We start from the raw sequence: 22801 nt of genomic DNA on the forward strand, positions 1-22801 counted from the left end.
CGGGCGTTCCGCGCGCGTGCGATACATGCGGCAGCATTGACCCATGACGACCATCGGCCAACCCCGCCAGCCGACTGCCGCGATCGTCCTCGCCGGCGGGCGAGCAACCCGCATGGGCGGCATCGACAAACCGGCGATCGTCGTGGGCGGACGCCGCATGCTGGACACCGCACTGGGTGCCGTCGACGATTGTGACCGGATCGCGGTCGTCGGTCCGCGTCGGGACGAGTTGCCTGCGCGGATCGTGCAGACGCAGGAATCCCCCGCGGGTGCCGGTCCGGTCGCAGCGCTGGCCGCCGGGCTGGCCGCGCTCGACGGGACTCCCGACGGCATCGTCGTCGTCCTCGCGGCCGATCTGCCCGCCCTCGAGCAGCGGACCGTCACGGAACTGGTGGCGGCGCTCGTCGAACATCCCGATGCCGAGGCCTCGTTCGCGGTGGACGAGTCCGGTCACGTGCAGTTCTTGCTGTCCGCGTGGCGGCGTCCGGCGCTCACCGACCGGCTGGATGCGCTCGCCGGCCGCGAGAACCAGCCGATGAAGGCGCTGATGCCGGACCGCCACGTCACCCTCGCGGTTGCCGGGGCCGCCGACTGCGACACACCCGCCGATGTCGAGCGCGCCCGGGCCGCGCAGCCGCCGGAACCGATGGATATCGACAGCGCACGGGCGCTCATTCGGGATTCCTTGGTGCCCTTGCCTGTTCGCGAAGTCGCTCCCGCCGAGGCGTTCGGGGCGACGCTGGCCGCTCCCCTGGTCGCGGCGGAGGCGCTGCCCCGCTTCGACGTCTCCGCGATGGACGGGTACGCCGTGGCCGGGCCGGGACCGTGGCGGCTGCGCAGCGAGATCCGGTACGCCGGTTCCTCGGCCGACCTCACCGTCGCCGACGGCGAGGCGGTCCGAATCGCGACGGGCGCACAGGTCCCGCCCGGGGCGACCGCGGTGATCCGCGACGAACACGTCGAGGCGGCACCCGATCCCGACGGCACGCTGCGGCGACGGTCCGACGCTCCCGTCCGGGACGACACCCGGCGGCGGGGCGAGGACTGGCAGCCAGGTCACCATCTGGCGGAGGCGGGCATGACGGTGACGCCGGCGGTCGCGTCGGCGGCGTCCAGCGGCGAGGTGACCGCGGCGACGGTGCGCGGACCGGTGCGCGCGCACGTCGTGGTGACCGGCGACGAGATCCGCCGCGACGGCCCGCTGCGCGCCGGACAGACCCGCGACTCCGTGGGACCGGTCCTGCCGGAGATGCTGCGCCACTGCGGTGTTCGGACCGTCGCGAACACCCACCTGCGGGACACCGCGGACGGCTTCGACGCGCTGCTGCACGACGCCCGCGACACCGACGTGATCGTGGTGGTGGGTGCGACCGGTGGCGGCGCGGCCGATCAGCTTCGCGGCGCCCTGTCACGGGTCGGGGCGCGCACGCTGGTGGGGCGGGTGCGATGCCGGCCCGGCGGATCGCAGCTGACGGCGCTGCTTCCGGACGGGCGGGTGGTGCTGGGGCTGCCCGGCAACCCGGTGGCCGCGGTGGCGACGGCGCTGACGATGCTGCCCGCGATCGTCGACGGACTGACGGCGCGGACGCCGACGGTTCCGATGTCGGGGTCGGTGTCGAATGCGGCGGACGCGAGCACGTCCGTCACCCGGATCGTGCCCGTCACCCGGCAGGTGGACGGGACGTGGCGCGCCGACACCGTGGTCCGCACCGCGCACCTGGCGGGACTGATCGGGCGGGAGGCGCTCGCACTCCTCCCGCCCGACCCCGTCGACGGTCAGACCGTCGAACTGGTTTCCCTCCCCGGGTAATCACACGACGGAGCGGAACCGCGCGAAACGGTCACTCCCCCGATTGCGCCCGACGCTGTTCACGCCCGATGCGGCGCTGTTCCTCGGCGCGTTCGCGGCAGCGGCGCAGGAACTCCTCGTCGGCCGCCGTGTCCTGCGCGATGTGCCGGCCCGGCCGCTCGTACTCCGGGTACGCCGATGACGGCGCCGGACGGCGCGGCGCGGCGAAGCCGCCCTCGGGTCGTCCGGCCACGAGCCACAGCACCGACCCGATCAACGGCAGCAGCAGGACGACGATCACCCAGCCGACCTTCGGAATGTTCCGAACCGCGTACTCGTCGGCGACGATCACGTCCACCAGACAGACGATCCACAGGATCATCACGATCAAACCCAGATACGGCACGACTGCCGAACCTCCCCGTTTCCTCCCCGACCACAGTGCCTTCCCCGACCACGTGTGCCCGACGATGAAACCAACCCGAAGGTACGTAGCGCAACTATCGGATCGCGCGACGCGGAAGCCCGGCGGTCGCTACGGCCGCGCCCGACAGGAACCGCCGCGGAACGGGTCGGCCGCTCAGATCCCCATCGACCGGGCGATCATGTCCCAGGAGTTGTGCAGGTCGTCCTTCCAGTAGCCCCACGAGTGGGTGCCACCGGGACGGAAGTCGAACGTGGCGGGGATCTTCAGTTCGGCGAGGCGGTTGGCGAGGTTGTGCGTGCAGTAGTTGGTGGCCGCCTCGATCACACCGCCGACGACGGCCTGGTTGGCGAGCGCGAACGGTCGCCCGTCGATCCCGGGATCGTCGAGCCGCTCGTGCGGGCCGGGCAGTCCGGAACCGGAGGTGATGTAGAGCTGGGTGCCGCGCAGCTTCTCGGCGTTCACGACCGGATCGTTCTGCACCCAGCCGGGTCCGTCGAACGGTCCCCACATGTTGGTGACGTCGACGCCGCCGCGCAGGCCCGTCACCACCTTGATCGCGTTCTGGCCGGCCCACGTGCTGGTCTCGGCGCAGCCGCTGTACGAGCCGACGCTCTTGTAGAAGCCGGGCTTGGCGATCGCCAGGTTCAGCACCGAGGTGGCGGTCATGGAGATCGCCGCGACGGACTGGACCTTGTTGGTGCCGAACTCTTTGTCGATGACCGGCGGAAGTTCCTCGAGGAGGAAGGTCTGCCACTTCTGGCGGCCCAGCTTCGGGTCGTCCTTCTGCCAGTCGGTGTAGTAGCTGAACGCGCCCTCGAGCGGGGTGACGACGTTGACGTTCTTGTCCTTGAAGAAGTCCATGACGTCGGCGTTGCGCTGCCAGGTGGCCGAGTCCTCGCCGCCGCCGGCGCCGTTGATCAGGTACAGCGTCGGACGCGGCTGGCTGCGGTCGGCCGGCAGGATGACCTCGAGGGGGATGTCGCGGTCCATCGACGGCGAGTACACCGAGATGGTGACCTTGCGGTCGGAGTTCGTCGTCGACTTCACCAGGTGAGCGCCGGAGGCGTCGAAGGCGGCGGGGACGCCGTTGTCGGCGGACGCGGTGGCCGGCACCGCGAGCAGCGACGCGGCTGCCACGACCACCGCGGCCGCGAGAACCCGGGCGCGCCCGATCTCGGAATTCCTCATGCGAACACCCTCCCCATGTGCGGCCTGCACCCCACGTGCCCACGGCCGGTCGTAGATCTGCGCCGAGCACCCCTGAGCACCGGCATCGGTTGAGGACCATACCGACTGAAACGTCGCGGGATGTCCCGTTCGACGCCACCCGCTCGAAATTCACCCGGAACTTCGTACCCACCCCGGTTGCCGGACGGACGCCGGTACGTTGTCCGCCATGGGGACGACTACGGCTACGAGCCTGCCGGTGGAACGCCGCCGGCTGACGGGGTGGACACGCACGACGCCGATCGACGGACAGGTACTCGCGACGAACGATGTCGCCGTTCTCGCCGACGCGGTGGCATCGGTCGCCGACGCGAATTCGGACAAGCCCGCGTATCTGCGGCGCGGTGTCATCGCACGCGGGCTGGGCCGGTCGTACAACGAATCCGCCCAGAACAGTGGCGGATTGACCGTAGACATGACCGGGATCGACAGGATCCATTCGATCGACGATCGAACGCTCGTCGCGGACGTCGACGCCGGTGTCAGCCTCGAGACCCTCATCAAGGCCTGCCTGCCCTTCGGCCTGTGGGTTCCGGTCCTGCCCGGCACCCGGCAGGTCACGGTCGGCGGTGCGATCGCCCACGACATCCACGGCAAGAGTCACCATTCCACCGGCAGCTTCGGCAATCAGGTCGCCGAGATGAGCCTGCTCGTCGCGGACGGTCGGGTGCTGACCCTGACCCCGGACGGCGGGCCCGACGACCCGGACGGCGCGCTGTTCTGGGCCACCGTCGCGGGTATCGGATTGACCGGGATCATCCTGCGGGCGAAACTGCGCCTGCAACGCACCGAGACGGCGTACTTCCTCGTGGACGGCGCTCGGACGAGGTCCCTGGACGAGACGGTGGACCTGCACCTCGACGGCTGGGAGGACGGACAGGACTTCAGCGCGGGCTGGTTCGACTCGATCTCCGCACCGCCCCGCCTCGGGCGCGGCTACTTCACGCGGGGACGCCTGGCGACGGTCGACGAACTCCCACGCGAGTTGCGCCGAGCACCACTGAAGTTCGATGCGCCGCAGCTGCTTACGCTGCCGGACATCTTCCCGAGCGGCCTGGGCAACAAACTCACGTTCTCCGCGCTCAGCGAGGGCTACTACCGCACCGGTGCGACGTACACCGGCCGGATCCAGAACATCACCACGTTCCTGCATCCCCTCGACGGGTTCGGTCAGTGGAATCGCGCCTACGGCCCCAAGGGTTTCCTGCAGTACCAGTTCGTGGTTCCGCCCGGACGGATCGGCGAGTTCAAGCAGATCATCCGGTACGTGCAGGCGTCCGGGCACGTCAGCTTCCTCAACGTCCTCAAGATGTTCGGCGAGGGCAACCGGGCGCCGCTGTCCTTCCCGACCGAAGGCTGGAACGTCTGCCTGGACTTCCCGATCAGGAGGGGTGTCGACGACCTCGTGCGCGAACTCGACCGACGAGTGCTCGCGATCGGCGGTCGGCTGTACACGGCCAAGGACTCGCGCACCACCGCCGAGACCTTCCGCGCGATGTACCCCCGCATCGACGAGTGGACCGAAGTGCGCCGACGAATCGATCCGAACGGGGTGTTCCTGTCCGACATGGGACGCCGCCTCGAACTGAACTGACGCCGGCCGCGCCCCTCAACCGACCAACAGCGCCCGGGCATTACGGACCTCCGGGATCCCGATCCGGCCGGCGGCGAACAGGAAGGTCGGGGCACCGAGGGCGACGGCCGCCAGCAGCGCGGTCGCCGCGGCTTGCCTGGGGTCGGCGACGAGGTGATGTGACAGTCCGACGGCCGCGACGCACACCATCCCGGCGACAACGGACGCCCACAGCACGCGCGACAACGTCGCGAGAACCGTGTGGAAGCCGAGAAGCCCGTAGCGGTGGCGCAGGACCAGGTGGCCGACGACGGCGCCCACGAAGTACGACAGGGAGCTCGCGACGGGCAGCATCACCGCGATCGTCTCGCTGGGGAGGACGCTTACTCCGAGGGCGACGACGCAGACCTTGGTGGCCACCATCGCGGCGTTGATCAGCGTCGGCGTGCGCATGTCGTTGCCCGCGTAGAAGACACGCAGCTGCAGCATGACGAGAGCGAACGGAGGCAGCCCGAACGCCGACAACGCGAGCGCGAACCCGATGAGCCGGGCCGCGTCCACGTCCACACGGCCGACGAACACCACTGTGGTCAGCAGCGGCCCGAGGAGGGTCATCGCGACGGCGGCGGGAACCAGCGCGACCACCGAATACCGGGCGGCACGGCCCATGTCGGCCACCAGCGCATCGTGCTCACCGACCGCGACCGCGCGGGCGATGCGCGGCATGAGGACGGTCAGCAGGGAGACGCCGAGGACGCCGTACGGGACCTGGAACAGCAGATCGGCGTACGTGTAGGTCGAGACGCCGCCGTGGCTGAACGCCACCCTGAGCACGAAGGCGACACCCACCTGACTGATCGCGACGTACAGCACCACCCAGCCGAGCAGCCGCCCTCCGACACGGACCGGCCGCCACGTGTACGGCACCGGCCGCACCCGCCAACTCCACCGGAACCCGGTGCGGCGCAACGCCGCCACCGTCCACGCGGCCTGGCCCACGATTCCGGCGGTGGTGCCGACACCGAGGACGAGCACCTGGGCGGTGGTCATCGACGACGGCGTCAACGTCACCGGGCCCGGCGTCAGCGCGAACGCACCGACCGTTGCGAGGACGATCAGATTGTTGGCCACCGGTGCCCACGCGGCCGGCGCGTAGCTCTCACGCACGTTCGACACGGCCGTCACGGTCGCCGCGACGGCGTAGAAGAAGATCTCCGGCAACAGCAGGTAGGCCATCGTGGTCGCCAACCGTGACTGCTCGGCATCCTTGACCAGTGCGGCGACGAGGAGTGGGGCGGTCACCACCGCGGCCGCGGTGACGACTGCGGCACCGAGAACCGTCGCCAGCAGCAGACGCTGGGTGAGCACACGCGAATATGTCCGACCACGCAGCCGTGCACGCGCGAGGACCGGAATGAGGACGCTGCTCATCACGCCCCCGAGAAGGAGCTCGTACACCATGTTCGGCAGGCTGTTCGCACCGTTGTAGGCGTCCCCGACCGCGGCCGTGCCCAACACCGCAGCCAGCGCGAGGGTGCGCACGAATCCCGTTGCCCGACTTGCGGCAGTCGCGACAGCAACGGCGCCGGTCGCGCGAACGAACGTGCTCTTGGAGTCCGTCACCCGACCATGGTGCCCCACGCCGAGCGGGATGATCACCTGCCCTTCAGTCGAGGACGGCAGTTGCCTCGACCTCGACCATGATGTCCGGTTCCCCCAGTGCGGCGACGCCGAGCAGCGTGATGGGCTTGGTCGGATCGACGCCCAGCTTGGCCGCAGCACGGGAAACACCTTCGCCCAGTAGCGGGTACTTCTCCGGGCTCCAGTCGACGACGTAGATCGTCAGCTTGGCGACGTCATCGAACGACCCGCCGATCTCGGCCAGTGCTCGACCGATATTCAGGTATGCCTGCTCGACCTGGGCTGCGAAGTCGCCGGTACCGACGGGGTTACCGTCGGCGTCGCGGGCCACCTGACCGGCGAGAAAGACGATCCTCGAGCCCTCCGCAATCGAAAGCTGACGGTACACATCGGGTTTCGGAAGCCCCTCCGGGTTGAACAACTTGACTGCCATTTCCCCACCCCTAGCTCGTCTGGCGTACCCCTACTGACTGACGTCATGAAATGTAGCCGCTTCACCCAGACCCTTCGGCGAATTGCCGATTCGGAGGTGAGCATTGGCCCACGCGGCCAGTGATTCCAGGGCTCACGATCCACTGAACCCACCAACGTGGGACCGACCCCGCCGACCCGGGCCGGCCCACGCCTCGCCTACCTGCCCAGAGGAGTTCAGCCCCAAGGCATCTCGGCGCGAGATCCCGCAACGGTGTACGGGTACTCGTCGAACGGATCCGGCAAGCCCACGAGAGCATCGGGGGAACTGACCACGATCTCGCCTTCCGGGGCGATGAGCACAGCACCGGTCGCCTGCAGAATCTGGTGGATGACGTTCCATATCTCGTCACCCGAGGGACGCTGGAAACTGATCGCCGCAATCGACTGCTCGTCGTCGGTCAGATCAACGAAGACATGGTTGTGGCACTGCGACTCGAGAAGCAGGTCCACAGCCCCGGACTCCATCGTCCCCTCGACCGTGTGCTGGTTCAGCACCTTCTCCACTGCGGCCCGGTCCATCGGAACATCACGACCGTCGGAGAACCGCACCACGTACACTGACCAGGACATTCGCTCACCACTGCTGGATGACGTCGAAGCGGCTACCCCAGATAGCCGGATCGTTCACGCTGAACTGCATGAAGCCGCCGCGGGCGACGGTCTTGTCGATCAACTGCTGGGTCGTGGCATCGACGTACGGCAGCGGAGTGCCATAGACGGATCCATCATCGAGGTACACGCCGGACCACTCCGCGGGGACGACAGCGTCGATCGCGTTGCCAGCTCCCAGATCACGCAGGACCCGTGTCTCATTCCGGTCGAACGAGATCCCCTGGTAACCCTCCCCCGAATATGAGTGCGCGGCCGCCGCAGTACCGGTTGCACCGACCATCAGCCCTGCCGCAGCAGCGGCGGGAATCAGTGCAGTAGCAATCCTACGAACACGAGACATCGCGCTTCCCCTCCTGACGCACCAGCCACTTACCGGCCGGTAGGTTTCCTATTGCTCCACGCTAGTCGCCGAGCCCTACGCCCCGGCCCGGCGGCCCGGCCCGCCCAGCCCTGTCCGCGGTATCTCCCCACACGAAGTCGGAATCTCGTCGTCGGCCGCCAGGTCGAGCCGCCCATCTGCGTCGGGGCGGAGCCTGTGGGCACTCAGGGTTTCGTCGCCGACCGACGGCCCAGGACGAAGGCACCCCACACGAGAGCCGTCGCGAGCAGAACCGCAAGTGCCGCAACCGCATAGGCCCACGCGGGAATCCCGCTGTGCTCGGTTTCCACCACCGCCTGCGGCTGGTCCGTGTCGCCCGATGTCGGAGCCTTCGCCGGCAACGCCTTCGACGCGTCGGCGACGTTGGTCGAGAGCCCCTTGACCACGCCGCTGATCGGGGCCGTGCCGTCCACCAGCTGCCCGGTGCCGTCGGCGAGGGCCCGGCCCCCGTCGTCGAGGAGGATCAGCCCGTCGCTGAGCTGGCCGGCACCGGCTGCGATCTGGCCGACACCGCTGACGAACTGTGCCGACGGATCATTCAGCTCGTACGAAAGCTGTCGCGCACCGTTCTTCAGCAGATCGAGCTGGGCGAGCGTGTGCGGCCCCAGCCCCTGGGTGTCCAGTTGCCCTACGAGGTCCGTGACCTTGGCGGCGGCGCCCTGGGACACCGGGTCCGGCGACGCCGACAACACCGCCGCGACCTGCCGCAGCGACCCGGTGACCTCGGCCTGCTTGGCGCCCAGCCCGGTGAGCGTGTCCACCACCTCGTCCACGCCGCCGCTCACCTGCCGCGCACCGTCGCCGAGCAGGCCGACGCCGCCGCTCAGCTCGGTCAGGCCGTCGGACAGCTGCCGCGCCCCGTCGCGGGCCTGCCCGAGTCCGTCGGAGAGCTGGTTGGCGCCGTCGTCGAGCTGTCGTCCGCCGTCCACCAGCTGTCCGACGCCGCCGCTCAGCATCGACAGCGGAAGGCTGGCCTGCTGGAGGCTGCTGCGTGCCTTCGCGATCGCAGCGCCGTCGTCGACGGCTGGGGTCGTGGTCTCGGACGCGGGCGGCGGCGCCGAGACCGGTGCCGCATCGGTCCGGCCCAGGGTGAGCCACAGGACCACGCCCGTCACGGCGACGGCGACGAAGGCGAAGAGGGCTGCGACCTGCCGGGTGGAGAGCCGACGGCGGGCGGTGGTGTCGTGTTCGCTCATAGATCCGCGAACGGTAGTCGCGGCGATTAAGCGATCTCTGAGACGGAGACGCCGCTCACACGGCCGACTCGTCCGTGACGTCCGCGATGGCCGCGGCGTCCTCCTCACCGAACGTGTCCTCGAGCGCTTCAGGCGAGTAGTCCAGGTCGATCTCCTCGACGGGCCGGCCTCGTGCCGACTCGATGGCACCGAGGCGACGCTGCGCGCGGTCCGCGGCGTACTCGAGATAAACCTCCGGTGCGATACCGAACGGGGGTTCCTCGAACTGGTCGTTCACCCACTGGATCATGTTCAGGGCGTGCGGAAGCAGCTCACCCATTCGTTGCTGGACAAGGTCCCAGTTGCTGTCGTCGGCGGCGACGTGCCGTCGACACGTGAAGGTGCCCCACGCCATGTGCCGCCGCTCGTCGTCCCCGATCCGGCGGACCAGTTCCTGCACGCCGGGGAAGATTCCGCGTTCGGTACACACCCGCTGCCACGCGTAGTAGCCGGTGAGCGCGAGGCACCCCTCGATGACGTGGTTGTAAGTGACGCTGGCCCGGATCTGGTTCGCCGGGCTCGGATCGGTCTCGAGAACCCGCAGCGAGCGCGGCAACTCCTCGTAGAAGAGGGTTCGGTAGTGAGGGTTCTCGGCCACGAATGGGTGCAGGTCGCCGTCGAGGCCCACCGCGTCCATCCACCGCCGGAACCCCTGGACGTGCTTGGCTTCCTCGAAGCAGAACTGTGTCAGATACATCTCGTCGCCGAACCGGCCCTCGGCGGCCATGGCCTTCATGAACGGCTGGATGTCCTCCGTCACGGCCTCCTCACCGGCGATGAACTGGGTGCACAGGTACGTCGCGCTGCGCTGCTCCTCGCTGCTCAGCGCCGCCCAATCCTCGGCGTCCTGTGTGAAGTCGAGGTCGGCGGGATTCCAGAACTTGGCGTTGCCCTTCACGAACAGTCGGAGGGGAAACGCGTCCCAGTTGAGCCCGCCCCGGCGTAGTGAATTGAAGCCCTGCCTGTCGACTGATGTCGCAGTCATCTCGAGAACCTTCTTCCCGGCGTGCGCCGACGTCCGCCCTCGCACGCTCGCAGGCCCCGGCCTGGATGTGTCGGTCGGCCGAGCGTGCCCGGTCCCTCCTCACGGTAGTCCGGTGCCGGCACGATCGGACCGGTTCTTGCACACCGATGCGCAGGGACCGTGACCCCGCGCGGACCTCCGTGTGCGGCCCGTCACGCACGATGTCGTATGTTCCGGTAAGTAGTCGTGACGAGCGACGTGACCAAGGGGGTAGGTGCGGATGACCGATTCGATCGGGTTCCTCACTCGTGACGGCAACGGATTCACACCGCTGCCGCTGGGGATCAGCCGGTGGTCGTCGGACATGATCATCGGCCCGGCGCTGTGCGGAATCCTGGCCCGCGCCATCGAGGACGAACACGGCGCCGAAGGTTTCGTGCCCGCCCGGCTCACCGTCGACCTGTTCGCCCCGGCGCGCGCGGCGCGGATCGACGTGGTCACCCGCATCGTGCGCGAGGGCAACCGGATCCGCGTCGCCGACGCCGACGTACTGCAGAACGGGCAGTCCGTCGCCCGCGCGACGGTCGTGTTCCTGCGCCGTTCGGTGCAGCCGCCGGGCGAGCTGTGGACGCGACCCGAGAGCCCGCAGCCTCCACCGGTGGACGTGCTGCCTCCGCTGCAGGCCCCGTCTCCGCCGTGGATCAACAGCGACGGCCACCCCGTCGGATGGTCGTCGTCGCTCGGCGATCACCAGACCGCGAGCCGAAAGCGCATGTGGCAGTATCAGGTTCCCGTCGTCGCGGGCGAGGAGCCGTCACCCTTCGTGCGCGCGGCGATGGTGGGCGAGACCACGAGTCTGATGACGAACTGGGGCACCGAGGGCATCGGATTCATCAACGCCGACCTGACGCTGGTGCTCTCCCGCCTGCCGGAGGGACCCGAGATCGGACTCGAGGCGGACAACCACATCAGTACCGACGGCATCTCCGTCGGCACCACCACCATGTTCGACCGACTCGGGCCCATCGGCACCTGCGTCGTCAGCGCACTGTCGAACGCGGCACGGCAACTCGACTTCGCGAACTGATCCGCGACGACGGGGCGGCCAGCAGATACCGTGCGGCCACCAGGTCGACGATCGCCGGGTGCACCCCGAGCGGCGCGGCGACACCGTCGGCGCCGGCCTGCTCGAGGCGGGTGTGGAACAGCCCGGGCGCGAGGAGGTACGCCGCGACGAACACGCACCGCTTCCCCGTCGCGCGTAGCCGCTCCACGGTCTCGGGCACGGTCGGTGTCCCGGTCGCGATGTAGGCGACCGGGACCTCGCACCGGACCCGTGCCGACAGCATCGCCGCGGCGCGCCGGACGTCGTGGCGGGCCCGAGGGTCCGAGGATCCCGCCGCCGCCAGGATGACGGCATCGCCCGGCCGCCAACCCGATTCACGCAGCCGCTGCTCCAGCACCCACGCCAGGTCGGGGTGCGGCCCGAGTGCCCGCGTGACCGTCACCCGGGGATGTCCGCTCTCGATCACACCGCGCGGCACGTCGGTGTGGACGTGGCACCCCGACGCCAGGAACGCGGGAACCAGCACGACAGGCCGGGCCGGGTCGCCCAGGTCGCGCAACACCTCGGCCGGCGACGGCCCCAGCACGTCGACGAACGCCGTGCGCACCACCCCGACCCGCTCGGCGAGCGCATTCGACAGGGCCGCAACGGTTTCGACTCCGACACGGCTGCGAGTGCCGTGCGCGACGAGTACCAGCTCCGCCCGGCTCACGACCGGCTCGCCTCGAGCAGGCGGTCGTACTCCGCCGGATCGAGCGCCAATCGGTAGCCGCGCTTGACGACGGTCTGCACGACCTTCGGCGCCCCCAGATGACCGCGCAACCGCGCGATGGCGGTCTCGACCGCGTGCGGGTCGTCGCTGCGCCCGGGCAGGGCCGCCAGCAGGTCGGCGCGGGAGACCACCACGCCGGGCCGCTCGGCCAGCCGGCGGACCAGCGCCATCCCCGCGGGCGACAGCGCCTTGACCTCCCCGTCCACGACCACGCAACTCCCCCGCACACTCAGCTCGTGGCCGCCCGCCCGGACCTGGGCGGTGCGGCGCGGCAACTCGTCCGCGATGTGCCGGGCCAGCGACCCGAGTCGCGAGCGCGACGGCGCCGTGGTCGGCACCCCCAGCGCTGTCAGCGGCGCCGCCGTGACGGGTCCGACGCAGGCCGCGAGCACCCGACCGTCAAGCGCCTGCAGCAGCGGATCGAGAACGCCGGTCGTCTTGGCGCGCCCCAGAATCGACGCGACCGCCGGCGCGCTGGTGAAGCTGACCGCGTCGAGGCCGCCACTCGCGATGGACTCGATCAGCCGGTCGAGCGCGCCGCAGTCGTCGGGCGGCGTCCAGCGGTACACGGGCACCGCGATCACCTCGGCACCGGCGGCGCGCAGCACGGCACAGAAGTCCGGGATCGGTTCCCACTCCGTCGTCGCCCCGTGCAGCTGCACCGCGATGCGTTGCCCCGAAACTCCCTCCGCCAGGAGGTAATCCAACACCTCTGCCGACGATTCCGAATCCGGCGACCATTCCTCCCGCAGATCGGCGGCGCGCACGGCCCCCTTCGCCTTCGGACCGCGCGCCAGGATGCGGGTCGCGCCCAGCGCGGCCAGCAGGTGCTCGGCCCGGCCCCAGCCCTCGGCCGCGCCCATCCAGCCGCGGAATCCGATCCCCGTCGTCGCGACCGTCACGTCGGGCGGGTCCGCGATCACCGCGTCGGTGACCCGCGCCAGTTCCGCGTCGTCGGCGAGCGGGACGATCCGGATCGCCGGCGCGCACACGACGCCGGCGCCGCGCCGGGCGAGCAGCGTCGCCAGCTCATCCGCCCGCCGCGACGCCGTGATCCCGACCGTGAACCCCGTGAGGTCCCCGTCGCCCGACGGCCCGCCCGCCGTCACGGAGACCCGACCGCGATCGCGCACACCTGCACCACGTCGTCGCCGCGTCCCTCGACGACCCGCACCGGATACACCGGCAGGCGCACCGACTCGTCCTCGAGGCAGCGGCCGTCGACGAGCGAGAACACCTGCTTGAGCAGCGGCGACGCGACGGTGGGCTCACCGTGGCGATCCCCGACCAGCCCCCGCGACATCACCGCGGCGCGCCCGAACGGATCGATGTTGCCGACCGCGCGCAGGCTCCCGTCGGCGAGCCGGAAGAGCGCCGCCTGGGTTCCGCCCCGGAGCAGCACGGCCACCCCGCGTCCCGGGATCAGATGGCTCCGCGCACACGCGGACGTCCAGTCGCGTCCCCCCGCCACAATGGGCGTCTCGTGAGTGCCGGCGTCGCCGTGCACCCAGGTCTCCATCACCGTCATCGCAGACCTCCTGCACACTGTGCTCGTTCGAGATTCATTGAAAAGTCGGGTTGTTTCCGCGGCGTTACTCAGCGATTACCGGCTCGAGGAGCTTTCCGACGCCCGGTCCGGAAAGTCCGGAATGCCCATCAGGACGGGCACCTTGCGCGGTCCGGACTCGTCGAAAGCGACCGTCGGGTCGGGCACGCCGGGGGCGTTGACGAACGACACGAACCGCGACAGCTTCTCCGGATCGTCGAGCACCCCGGCCCACTCGTCGCGGTAGCCGGCGACGTGCCGCGCCATCGCCGCCTCGAGGTCGGCGGCGATGCCCAGGCTGTCGTCGCACACCACGGCCTTCAGGTGCTCGAGTCCGCCCTCCAGGGCTTCCGTCCACGGCGCGGTGCGCTGCAATCGGTCCGCGGTGCGCACATAGAACATCAGGTAGCGGTCGATGTAGCGGACGAGGGTCGCGTCGTCGAGGCCGCCGGCGAGCAACTGCGCGTGCTTGGGCGACTGGCCGCCGTTGCCGCCGACGTACAGGTTCCAGCCGTTCTCCGTCGCGATCACGCCGACGTCCTTGCCGCGCGCCTCGGCGCACTCCCGGGCACAACCCGACACCCCGAACTTGATCTTGTGCGGCGCCCGCAGGCCGCGGTAGCGGTTCTCGAGCCGCACGGCCATGCCCACCGAGTCCTGGACGCCGTAGCGGCACCACGTGGATCCGACGCAGCTCTTCACGGTGCGCAGCGACTTGCCGTACGCCTGGCCGGACTCCATACCGACGTCGACCAGCCGCCGCCAGATCTCGGGTAGCTGCTCGACCCGCGCCCCGAACAGGTCGATGCGCTGACCGCCGGTCACCTTGAGGTACAGCCCGAAGTCGCGGGCGATCTCGCCGATCGTGATGAGCTGCTCGGGGGTGCACTCGCCGCCGGGCATCCGCGGCACCACCGAGTACGTGCCGTTGCGCTGGATGTTCGCGAGGAAGTGATCGTTGGTGTCCTGCAGCGACGCCTGCTCGCCGTCGAGGACGTGGTCGGAGGACGTCGACGCGAGAACGGACGCGACGACGGGCTTGCAGATGTCGCAGCCGGTCCCGGTGCCGTACTGCGCGATCAGTCCCGAGAACGTCCGGGTGCCGGTGGCGCGGACGATCTCGAAGAGCTCGGCGCGGGACTGGGTGAAGTGCTCGCACAGCGCCTTCGACAGCTCCACCCCCGACGACGCGAGCAGCGACTTGACGGTGGGCAGACAGCCGCCGCACGTGGTGCCGGCGTTGGTGCACGCCTTGACCGCGGCGATGTCGCACGCGCCGTCCGCGATCGCCGCGCAGATCTCGCCTTTGGTGACCGCGTTGCACGAGCACACCTGCGCGTCGTCGGGAAGCGCTCCCGTGCCGGGCTTCTCACCCGCCGGCGAGATGAGTGCGGCCGGATCGCCGGGCAGTTCGCGCCCCACGAGCGGGCGCAGCGACCCGTACGACGTCGCATCGCCGACGAGGATGCCGCCGAGCAGGGTCCTGGCATCGTCGGAGACGACGAGCTTGGCGTACGTGCCCTTCGCGGCGTCGCTCAGGACCACCTCGAGGGCGCCCGGCGTGGCGGCGTGCACGTCGCCGAAGCTCGCCACGTCGACGCCGAGGAGCTTGAGCTTGGTGGACAGGTCCGCGCCGGGGAACACCGCGTCCCCACCGAGGAGCCGGTCCGCCACCACCTCGGCCGTCGTGTATCCCGGCGCCACCAGGCCGTAGCAGCGGCCCTCGACGGCGGCGCACTCGCCGACCGCGTAGATGGCGGGATCGGATGTCACACAACCACTGTCGGTGACGATGCCGCCCTGCTCGGCGATGTCCAGGCCGGCGTCGCGGGCCAGCCGGTCCTGCGGGCGGATACCGGCCGAGAACACCAGCAGCGCCGCGTCGACCACGGAGCCGTCGGACAGTTCGACCCGCACCCCGGCAGGCCCCTCGCCGATCGACGTGATCCCCGTTCCGGTGTGGACGGTCAGCCCGAGGTCGGTGACCAGGCGGGCCAGGACCGCGCCGCCGCCCTCGTCGACCTGCAGCGGCATGAGCCGCGCGTTGTGCTCCACCACGTGCGGCGCCAACCCCAGTCGGCGCAACGCGTTGGCCGCCTCGAGCCCGAGCAGGCCGCCGCCGACCACGACACCGGCGGCGCCGGGACCGACCGCCTCGACCCGGGCCCGGATGCCGTCCAGATCCGACGGGGTGCGGTAGACGAAGCACAGGTCGTGCTCGTGTCCGGGCACCGGCGGGACGAACGGATACGACCCGGTGGCGAGGACGAGCGCGTCGTATCCCAGGACGTCCCCCTGCGAGGTGGTGACGGTACGAGCGGCGCGGTCGATCGACTCGGCGCGCACCCCCACCCGCAGGTCCACGGCGGAGTCGCCGTCGAAGTCGTTGCCCGCCAGGGCGAGTTCCTTCACGTCCCACGTGCCGACATACGACGACAACGCCACCCGGTCGTACGCGGGGACGGCCTCCTCGCACAGCACCGTCACCTTCCAGGTGTCGGCGTCGTCGCGCGCCCGCAGCGCCTCGACGAACCGGTGTCCCACCATGCCGTGTCCGATCACGATCGCGGTCCGTCCGCTCATGCCGCACCTTCCTCCCGGGCCGGTTGTGTGTTGGCTACGTTGTCGCTGTCGCTCTCGTGCTGCGGATCGGCCGTCCGCAGCCATTCGCAGATGCCCTCCACCGCCGAACTGCAGCCCCCGCAACCCGTCGTCGCACGGGTGGCGGTGGCGAGCGCGGTCACCGAACGTGCTCCCGCACGCCACGCACCCGTGAGATTCGCTTTGGTGACCGAGTTGCAGCGGCAGATCACCGCGCTGCCCGGCATGCCCGCGGGACTGACGGACTCCACCGTCGCGGTGCCGCGACCCGTCAGCAGCGCCATACGGTCCTGCGGCACCGGCAGTTCCGCGTCGAACAGCTGGGTGATGGTGCCCACCACGTCGGGCGAGCCCAGCAGCACCGCGCCGACGATCCTCTCGCCCGCGACGACGAGCTTGGCGTAGCGACCGCGGGCCGGGTCCGCGACGGTGAGCACGTCGAGGTGCTCGTCGTGCAGCTCCGCGCTCACGTCGCCCATCGACGCCAGGTCGATGTCGTGGGCCTTGAGCCGGGTCACCGGCGGGGTGCCGTGGTACTGGGCGTCGGGGTTCGCCCCGGTGATCCGGTCGGCCACCACCGCCGCCTGCTCCCAGCCGGGCTGCACCAACCCGTACACCTCCCCGCGGTGCTGGGCGCACTCCCCGATCGCCCAGACGTGCGGGGCACCGGCGCCGAGCGCGTCGTCGACGACGACGCCGCGGTCCACGGCCAGCCCGGCCGCGGTCGCCAGGTCGGTGGCCGGCCGGATGCCGGCGCTGAGCACGACCAGGTCGGCGGGCACCTCGGATCCGTCGTCGAGGACGAGCGTCCTGGCGGTGTCGGTGCGGCGCAACGCCACCACGCGACGCTCCAGGACCATCCGCACACCCAACCCGGTCAGGACGCGGGTGAGGACCCGTCCGCCCCCGTCGTCCAGCTGCCGTTCCATCGGCACCGCCTTGGGGTGCACGACGGTGACGTCCGCGCCCCGCAGCAGCAGTCCCCGGGCCGCCTCGAGCCCCAGCAGCCCGCCGCCGAGGACCACCGCACGGCACCCAGGCCCGGCCGCGGCGGCGATCCGGTCGCAGTCCAGGGCCGTGCGGAACGCGGCGACCCGCTCGTCGCCGGACGCCATGCCGTCGATCCGCGGCACGAACGGGGTGCTGCCCGTCGCGAGCACCAGTTCGTCGTAGCCCAGGGTCGTCCCGTCGTCGCAGCGCACGCTCCGCGCCGCCGTGTCGATCGCCGTCACCCGCACGCCGACGCGGACATCGACGTGGTTGCGTTCCCACCAGTCGTCCGGCCGCAGCCGGGTGTCGCGCGCAGTGATGCTGCCCGCCAACACGTTCGACAGCAGGATCCGGTTGTACGCCGCGCGCGGTTCGGCCCCGAACACCACCACCTCCAGCTGGGCCGGATCCCGCTCACGCCGCCGCAGTTCCTCCGCCAACCGGGCGCCGGCCATCCCGTTGCCGACGATCACCACGCGTCGGGTCATGGCCGAACCCCCACCCGTGTCCGGTCTCCAGGCACCGCCGGGCCCGGCTCGAGCCGGACCGCGCACACCTTGAACTCGGGCATCCGGCTCGTCGGGTCCAGCGCCGGGTTGGTCAGCAGGTTCGCGCGTGCGTCACCGGCGAAGTGGAACGGCAAGAAGACCGTGTCGAGCCGCATCGAGTCGTCGCACTGCACCGCGACGTCGACCCGGCCGCGCCGCCCCACCACCACCGCGTCGTCGCCGTCGCGCACCCCCGCCCGCGTCGCCGTGTCCGAGTGCACCTGGACGAACATCGGCCCGGCCGCGGCCGCGAGCTCGGACACCCGACGGGTCTGCGCACCCGACTGGTAGTGCGCCAGAACACGTCCGGTCGTGGCGACGAGCGGGAAGTCGGCGTCCGGCGACTCGCTGGGACCGCGGTGTTCGACGGCCGTGAACCGGGCACGCCCGTCGTCGGTCGCGAACCGGTCCAGGAACAGCCGCGGGGTCCCGGGATGCGCGACGTCGGGGCACGGCCAGTGCAGCGCCTCCCCCGCGTCCAGTCGGTCGTACGTGACGCCGGCGTAGTCGGCGACCCCGCCCGCGGACGCGCGCCGGAGCTCGTCGAAGACCACCTCGGGATCCACCGGGAACCGTCCGGCGGGCTGGCCCAGCCGAACGGCCAACTCCCGCAGGACCTCCAGCTCGCTGCGGGTCCCCTCCGGCCGGTCGACGCCGCGCCGTCGGCGCAGCACGCGTCCCTCGAGGCTCGTCATGGTGCCCTCCTCCTCGGCCCACTGCAGCACCGGCAGCACCACGTCGGCCGTCGCCGCGGTCTCCGACAGGAGGAAGTCGCACACCACCAGCAGGTCCAGCGACCGCAACCGCTCGACGACGTGCCCGGCCCGCGGCGCCGACACCGCCAGGTTGGCCCCGTGCACCATCAGCGCCCGCGGACCGTCGGGGCGACCCAGCGCGTCGAGCAGCTCGTACGCGCTGCGCCCCGGACCCGGCAGGTCCTCCGGATCGATGCCCCACACCCGCGCGACGTGTTCGCGTGCAGCGGGATCGGTGATCTTGCGGTAGCCGGGAAGCTGGTCGGCCTTCTGGCCGTGCTCGCGTCCGCCCTGCCCGTTGCCCTGGCCCGTGACGGCGCCGTAGCCGCTGCCCCGACGTCCGGGCAGGCCCAGCGCCAGCGCGAGCGCTATCCACGCGGAGACGGTGTCGGTGCCGGTCGCGTGCTGCTCGGTGCCGCGCGCGGTCAGCACGTAGGCGCCGGTGTCGCAGCGGCGTGAGCGGGACAGGATTTCCACCGCCCGGCGCAGCGACGCCACGGGCACGCCGGTGACACGCTCGGCGCGTTCGGGCCACCACTGCGCCGCCGCGAGCCACGCCTCGTCGAATCCGGCGGTCCGGGCGTCGACGTACTCGCGATCGAGGTGCCCCTCGGTGACCGCGAGGTGCAGCATCGCCAGCGCCAGCGGCAGATCCGTGCCCGGCGCGAGCTGCAGGTGCACACCGCCGCCGGCCAGCGCCCGCTCGGCGGTGGCGGTCCGGCGGGGATCGGCGACGATCAGCCCGCCGGCGTCGGCCGCCGCGGCGAGGTGCCCCAGAAACGGCGGCATCGTCTCGGCGACGTTGCCGCCGACCAACAGGATGGCCCGTGCCGCGGTCAGGTCCGCGACCGGGAACGGCAGCCCGCGGTCGAGCCCGAACGCCCGGATGCCGGCCGCGGCCGCCGACGACATGCAGAACCGGCCGTTGTAGTCGATGTTCGACGTGCCGAGGGCCACCCGCGCGAACTTGCCCAGCTGGTAAGCCTTCTCATTGGTCAGTCCGCCACCGCCGAAGACCGCGACCGCATCGCGCCCGCCGGCGGCCTGCGCCGCGCGGAATCCGTCGGCCACCCGGTCCAGCGCGTCGTCCCACGTCGAGGGAATCAGTCGGCCGCCGACTCGAACCAGCGGCGTCGTCAGCCGGTCGGGGTGGCGCAGCAGTTCCGCACTCGTCCAGCCCTTCTGGCACAACCCGCCGCGATTGGTCGGGAACTGCCGGCCCGCCACCCGCACTCCGGTCGACTCGTCCGCCGAGAGCGTCATCGCGCACTGCAGGCCGCAGTACGGGCAGTGGGTGTGCGCCCCGGGCGGCAGCGTCGTCGACGCCGTCACGATGCCATCGCAATCGCCTGTGCCGCAGTCTCCTTCGTGGCGGAGGCGCGTCGCACGAACACGAACCAGGTGACGATCGCGCACACCACGTAGAAGCCGAGGAACACCCAGAACGCCATGGTCGCCGACTTGGCGGGACTGCTGTACGACGCCCGTAGCACCAGGTTGATGCCCACACCGCCGAGGCCGCCGATCGCGCCCGCGAACCCGATGAGCGCGCCGGACATGTTGCGCGACCACGCGGCCTGCCCCGCCGCGTCCAGCCCGTCCAGCGATCGGGACCGCGCCTCGAAGATCGACGGGATCATCTTGTACACCGAGCCGTTGCCGAGACCGGAGAGCACGAACAGCGCCACGAAGCCGATCACCAGCGCCGTCATGGTGGCACCAGACGCGGCGCCGGGGGCGGCGTCGTCGACGGTGCCGGCGGCGACCAGGACCGTGGCCGCCAGCACCATCGCCGCGAACGTGTAGAGGGTGATCCGGCCGCCTCCTATCCGGTCGGCGAGACGGCCACCGAGCGGACGAGCGATCGACCCGAGCAGCGGTCCGAGGAAGGCGATCTGCGCGGCGTGCAGCGCGGCCTGCGCGGGGGTGTCGCCGCCGGCGAGGAAGTTGATCTGCAGGACCTGCCCGAACGCGAAGCTGAAGCCGATGAACGAGCCGAACGTGCCGATGTAGAGGAAGCTGACGATCCACGAGTCGCGCACCCGCAGCGCGAGGGCCATCGACCGCAGGTCGGCTTTCTGGTTGACGAGGTTGTCCATGAACAGTGCGGCGCCGACCGCCGCGACCGCGATGAGCACCAGGTAGACGGCGCACACCAGGTACGGCGCGGTGTTGCCCACGGTGGCGATGACGAGCAGACCGACCAGCTGGATGACCGGCACCCCGATGTTGCCGCCGCCCGCGTTCAGCCCGAGCGCCCATCCCTTGAGCCGCTGCGGATAGAAGGCGTTGATGTTGGTCATCGACGACGCGAAGTTGCCGCCACCGACGCCCGCCGTCGCCGCGACCAGCAGGAACGTCGTGTACGACGCACCCGGGTGCATCACGAACCACAACGTCAGTAGGGTCGGGATCAGCAGCACCAGCGCGCTGAAGACCGTCCAGTTACGGCCGCCGAACCGGGCGGTCGCGACCGTGTACGGGATGCGCAGCACCGACCCGACGAGGGTCGGGACCGCGACGAGGAAGAACTTGCCGGCCGCGTCGATGCCGAACACGTCGGTCGGCATGAACAGCACCATCACCGACCAGATCGACCAGATCGAGAAACCGACATGTTCGGCGATCACCGACCACACCAGATTCCGGCGGGCGATCTCCTTGCCGCCGGCCTCCCAGGCGTCGACGTCCTCGGCGTCCCAGTGTTCGATGTAGTGCCCGCGCACCACCGGCGCCGAACCGGGATGCGCCTCTGGGCCCTGTGCGGGCCGATCGGAGAGAGTGGTCACCTGGGCCTCCTACCTGTGTGGGAAACCCCAAGGTAGGAGGCCGGTGTTGCGTCGGTGCTGCCCCCGGTGACCCGTCCGTCAACTCTCGCTCACCCGCGGGGACCGAGCCCGTGAGGTGGACGAAACCCCCGGTCAGACGGTTTCGGCTCCCCAGCTGTCCTCGAGCATCCGCGGCTTGCACGCCGCCCACGCCGAGATGAGGACGATGACGACGGCCACCGCAAGCAGCGCGAACGGCGCGCCCCAGCCGTCGGTCGCCTCGTGCAGCACACCGAACAGGAGTGGGCCCAGGCATGCCACCGTGTAGCCGACGCCCTGGGTGAAGCCGGACAGCGCCGCCGACCCGGCGTGGGTGCGGGTGCGCAGGTTGATCAGCGTCAGCGCCATCGGGAAGGTGCTCGGGCCGAGGCCGATCACGATCACCCAGAGGATCGGCACCGACATCGGCGCGACGAGCAGGCCGGTGAAGCCGATCGCGTAGCAGACGGCGCAGCCGACGACGATCGGGAACGGGTTCCGCATCCGCGCGCACACCGTCGGGGCGGTGAACGCGGCGACCAGGCCCATGAGCGAGAACAGCGCGACCATGCTGCCGCCGAACGATTCACTCGCCCCGGCCTCGGTGAGGATCTTCGGAATCCACGTGAACATCGAGTACGTGATGAGCGACGTCATGCCGAACATGCCGGCCATGCCCCAGCCGACAGGCGAGCGCCACGGCCGCCCGGGCGCGTGCGACTCGGTGGACACCGCCGCATCGGAGCCCGTGTCGGTCTTGCGGCCGCGGCCGAGCACCATCAGCCACGGGCCGGCCGCGGCGAATCCCAGCAGCGACCACACGCCCAGCGAGATCCGCCAGTCGAACGCGTCCGCGAGCGGCACCGCGACCATCGCCGGGAGGATCGTGCCAACCTGCACACCCACGATGTAGATCGTGCTCATCTGCGCCAATCGGTCCCCGAAATAGCGCTTGACCAGCGGCGGGATGACGACGTTGCCGATGCCCATACCGCCGAGCGCGAGCGCCGACAGCCCCAGCAGCGACCACGTGTCGCCGACCATCGCGCGGGCGAGCATGCCGATCCCCGCCATGAGCATCGCGAGCAGCGCGGTCCACTCGAGCCCGAGACGCCGCGCGATGGCGGGCGTGAGAAGACCGAACACCGCAAACATCGCGGTGGGCACCATGCCGAACACTCCGACGACGGTGGACGAGAACCCGAGATCGTCGCTGATCTGCGAGGCGAGCGGAGTGAACGACGTGACCGCGAGCCGCAGCGTGAGCGCCGACATCGCGATGGCCGCGAATACCAGGAGCCGCCCCCGCAGCAAGGGCTGCGGGCCTCGGGTGGTCACTGTCGTGGACGCGGTCGCCGTCATGTAGTGCCTCGATCTCGAAAGCCGGGAGAGATG

Annotated in this window: 19 protein-coding genes; 3 read left to right on the forward strand and 16 right to left on the reverse strand. The window is 70.6% G+C overall.

The genetic code is table 11. The features are described from left to right. Positions 1–43 precede the first annotated feature (43 nt). On the forward strand, positions 44–1810 hold the full coding sequence (locus tag ABTV10_RS17680) for an NTP transferase domain-containing protein (RefSeq protein ID WP_499028923.1): 1767 nt from the start codon (positions 44–46) through the stop codon (positions 1808–1810). Between the two features lie 31 nt (positions 1811–1841). Here the strand turns inward: ABTV10_RS17680 and ABTV10_RS17685 are convergent, their stop codons facing one another. Then, positions 1842–2195 carry a PLD nuclease N-terminal domain-containing protein gene (locus ABTV10_RS17685; RefSeq protein WP_499028926.1) on the reverse strand — a complete coding sequence of 118 codons (354 nt, stop codon included), beginning with the start codon at positions 2193–2195 and terminating at the stop codon, positions 1842–1844. 174 nt (positions 2196–2369) lie between these two features. Continuing rightward, a complete protein-coding gene (locus ABTV10_RS17690) occupies positions 2370–3404 on the reverse strand; it encodes an alpha/beta hydrolase (protein ID WP_499028928.1) in 1035 nt (344 codons plus the stop codon). Positions 3405–3612: 208 nt separating this feature from the next. On the opposite strand from ABTV10_RS17690, the gene dprE1 reads away from it, so the two are divergent. Further along, on the forward strand, positions 3613–5037 hold the full coding sequence (gene dprE1, locus ABTV10_RS17695) for a decaprenylphosphoryl-beta-D-ribose oxidase (protein WP_499028929.1): 1425 nt from the start codon (positions 3613–3615) through the stop codon (positions 5035–5037). 15 nt (positions 5038–5052) lie between these two features. On the opposite strand, the gene murJ is transcribed toward dprE1, so the two are convergent. The 6 genes from murJ to ABTV10_RS17725 form a co-directional block, all read right to left on the reverse strand. Further along, complete coding sequence (gene murJ / locus ABTV10_RS17700) at positions 5053–6639, reverse strand: murein biosynthesis integral membrane protein MurJ (RefSeq protein ID WP_499028932.1); 1587 nt, start codon at positions 6637–6639, stop codon at positions 5053–5055. Between the two features lie 43 nt (positions 6640–6682). Next, positions 6683–7090 (reverse strand): RidA family protein, encoded by a 408-nt coding sequence (locus ABTV10_RS17705; RefSeq protein ID WP_499028934.1) that lies wholly within the window; start codon positions 7088–7090, stop codon positions 6683–6685. Positions 7091–7305: 215 nt separating this feature from the next. Then, positions 7306–7701, reverse strand: coding sequence for a hypothetical protein (locus ABTV10_RS17710; protein WP_499028936.1), 396 nt, complete (start codon positions 7699–7701; stop codon positions 7306–7308). A gap of 4 nt (positions 7702–7705) precedes the next feature. Beyond that, the gene (locus ABTV10_RS17715; RefSeq protein ID WP_499028938.1) at positions 7706–8083 is read right to left on the reverse strand and encodes a hypothetical protein; all 378 of its coding nucleotides are present in this window, start codon (positions 8081–8083) and stop codon (positions 7706–7708) included. Positions 8084–8286: 203 nt separating this feature from the next. Then, the gene (locus tag ABTV10_RS17720; protein ID WP_499028940.1) at positions 8287–9318 is read right to left on the reverse strand and encodes a hypothetical protein; all 1032 of its coding nucleotides are present in this window, start codon (positions 9316–9318) and stop codon (positions 8287–8289) included. 55 nt (positions 9319–9373) lie between these two features. Next, a complete protein-coding gene (locus ABTV10_RS17725) occupies positions 9374–10342 on the reverse strand; it encodes a R2-like ligand-binding oxidase (protein ID WP_499028942.1) in 969 nt (322 codons plus the stop codon). A gap of 259 nt (positions 10343–10601) precedes the next feature. Here ABTV10_RS17725 and ABTV10_RS17730 point away from each other — a divergent pair, with 259 nt between their 5' ends. After that, entirely contained in the window at positions 10602–11408 is an 807-nt protein-coding gene (locus ABTV10_RS17730) for an acyl-CoA thioesterase domain-containing protein (protein ID WP_499028945.1), read from the forward strand. Here ABTV10_RS17730 and ABTV10_RS17735 read toward each other — a convergent pair. The 8 genes from ABTV10_RS17735 to ABTV10_RS17770 form a co-directional block, all read right to left on the reverse strand. Beyond that, complete coding sequence (locus ABTV10_RS17735) at positions 11362–12099, reverse strand: sirohydrochlorin chelatase (RefSeq protein WP_499028947.1); 738 nt, start codon at positions 12097–12099, stop codon at positions 11362–11364. The genes ABTV10_RS17730 and ABTV10_RS17735 overlap by 47 nt on opposite strands. After that, positions 12096–13292, reverse strand: coding sequence for a uroporphyrinogen-III synthase (locus tag ABTV10_RS17740; protein ID WP_499028949.1), 1197 nt, complete (start codon positions 13290–13292; stop codon positions 12096–12098). Before ABTV10_RS17740 ends, ABTV10_RS17735 begins: the two co-directional genes overlap by 4 nt. Beyond that, the gene (gene nirD / locus ABTV10_RS17745) at positions 13265–13687 is read right to left on the reverse strand and encodes a nitrite reductase small subunit NirD (RefSeq protein WP_499028951.1); all 423 of its coding nucleotides are present in this window, start codon (positions 13685–13687) and stop codon (positions 13265–13267) included. Before nirD ends, ABTV10_RS17740 begins: the two co-directional genes overlap by 28 nt. Positions 13688–13762: 75 nt before the next feature. Next, positions 13763–16288 carry a nitrite reductase large subunit NirB gene (gene nirB / locus ABTV10_RS17750; protein WP_499028953.1) on the reverse strand — a complete coding sequence of 842 codons (2526 nt, stop codon included), beginning with the start codon at positions 16286–16288 and terminating at the stop codon, positions 13763–13765. Continuing rightward, positions 16285–17784, reverse strand: coding sequence for an FAD-dependent oxidoreductase (locus tag ABTV10_RS17755; RefSeq protein WP_499028955.1), 1500 nt, complete (start codon positions 17782–17784; stop codon positions 16285–16287). The genes nirB and ABTV10_RS17755 overlap by 4 nt, the downstream gene beginning before the upstream one ends. Continuing rightward, the gene (locus ABTV10_RS17760; RefSeq protein WP_499028957.1) at positions 17781–19931 is read right to left on the reverse strand and encodes a molybdopterin oxidoreductase family protein; all 2151 of its coding nucleotides are present in this window, start codon (positions 19929–19931) and stop codon (positions 17781–17783) included. Before ABTV10_RS17760 ends, ABTV10_RS17755 begins: the two co-directional genes overlap by 4 nt. Continuing rightward, positions 19928–21388, reverse strand: coding sequence for an MFS transporter (locus ABTV10_RS17765; RefSeq protein ID WP_499028959.1), 1461 nt, complete (start codon positions 21386–21388; stop codon positions 19928–19930). The genes ABTV10_RS17760 and ABTV10_RS17765 overlap by 4 nt, the downstream gene beginning before the upstream one ends. Positions 21389–21520: 132 nt before the next feature. Beyond that, positions 21521–22768 (reverse strand): CynX/NimT family MFS transporter, encoded by a 1248-nt coding sequence (locus tag ABTV10_RS17770; RefSeq protein ID WP_499028961.1) that lies wholly within the window; start codon positions 22766–22768, stop codon positions 21521–21523. Positions 22769–22801 lie beyond the last annotated feature (33 nt).

The sequence above is a fragment of the Paraburkholderia sp. RHO2 genome (assembly GCF_050955445.1).
Classification (GTDB): Bacteria; Actinomycetota; Actinomycetes; order Mycobacteriales; family Mycobacteriaceae; genus Prescottella; species Prescottella agglutinans_A.

Excerpts from the sequence above, each read along its gene's own strand:
- ABTV10_RS17680 (WP_499028923.1), top strand. The coding sequence starts at position 44 with ATGACGACCATCGGCCAACCCCGCCAGCCGACTGCCGCGATCGTCCTC.
- ABTV10_RS17690 (WP_499028928.1), bottom strand. The coding sequence starts at position 3,404 with ATGAGGAATTCCGAGATCGGGCGCGCCCGGGTTCTCGCGGCCGCGGTG.
- dprE1 (WP_499028929.1), top strand. The coding sequence starts at position 3,613 with ATGGGGACGACTACGGCTACGAGCCTGCCGGTGGAACGCCGCCGGCTG.
- ABTV10_RS17705 (WP_499028934.1), bottom strand. The coding sequence starts at position 7,090 with ATGGCAGTCAAGTTGTTCAACCCGGAGGGGCTTCCGAAACCCGATGTG.
- ABTV10_RS17710 (WP_499028936.1), bottom strand. The coding sequence starts at position 7,701 with ATGTCCTGGTCAGTGTACGTGGTGCGGTTCTCCGACGGTCGTGATGTT.
- ABTV10_RS17715 (WP_499028938.1), bottom strand. The coding sequence starts at position 8,083 with ATGTCTCGTGTTCGTAGGATTGCTACTGCACTGATTCCCGCCGCTGCT.
- ABTV10_RS17720 (WP_499028940.1), bottom strand. The coding sequence starts at position 9,318 with ATGAGCGAACACGACACCACCGCCCGCCGTCGGCTCTCCACCCGGCAG.
- ABTV10_RS17725 (WP_499028942.1), bottom strand. The coding sequence starts at position 10,342 with ATGACTGCGACATCAGTCGACAGGCAGGGCTTCAATTCACTACGCCGG.
- ABTV10_RS17730 (WP_499028945.1), top strand. The coding sequence starts at position 10,602 with ATGACCGATTCGATCGGGTTCCTCACTCGTGACGGCAACGGATTCACA.
- nirD (WP_499028951.1), bottom strand. The coding sequence starts at position 13,687 with ATGACGGTGATGGAGACCTGGGTGCACGGCGACGCCGGCACTCACGAG.
- nirB (WP_499028953.1), bottom strand. The coding sequence starts at position 16,288 with ATGAGCGGACGGACCGCGATCGTGATCGGACACGGCATGGTGGGACAC.
- ABTV10_RS17755 (WP_499028955.1), bottom strand. The coding sequence starts at position 17,784 with ATGACCCGACGCGTGGTGATCGTCGGCAACGGGATGGCCGGCGCCCGG.
- ABTV10_RS17770 (WP_499028961.1), bottom strand. The coding sequence starts at position 22,768 with ATGACGGCGACCGCGTCCACGACAGTGACCACCCGAGGCCCGCAGCCC.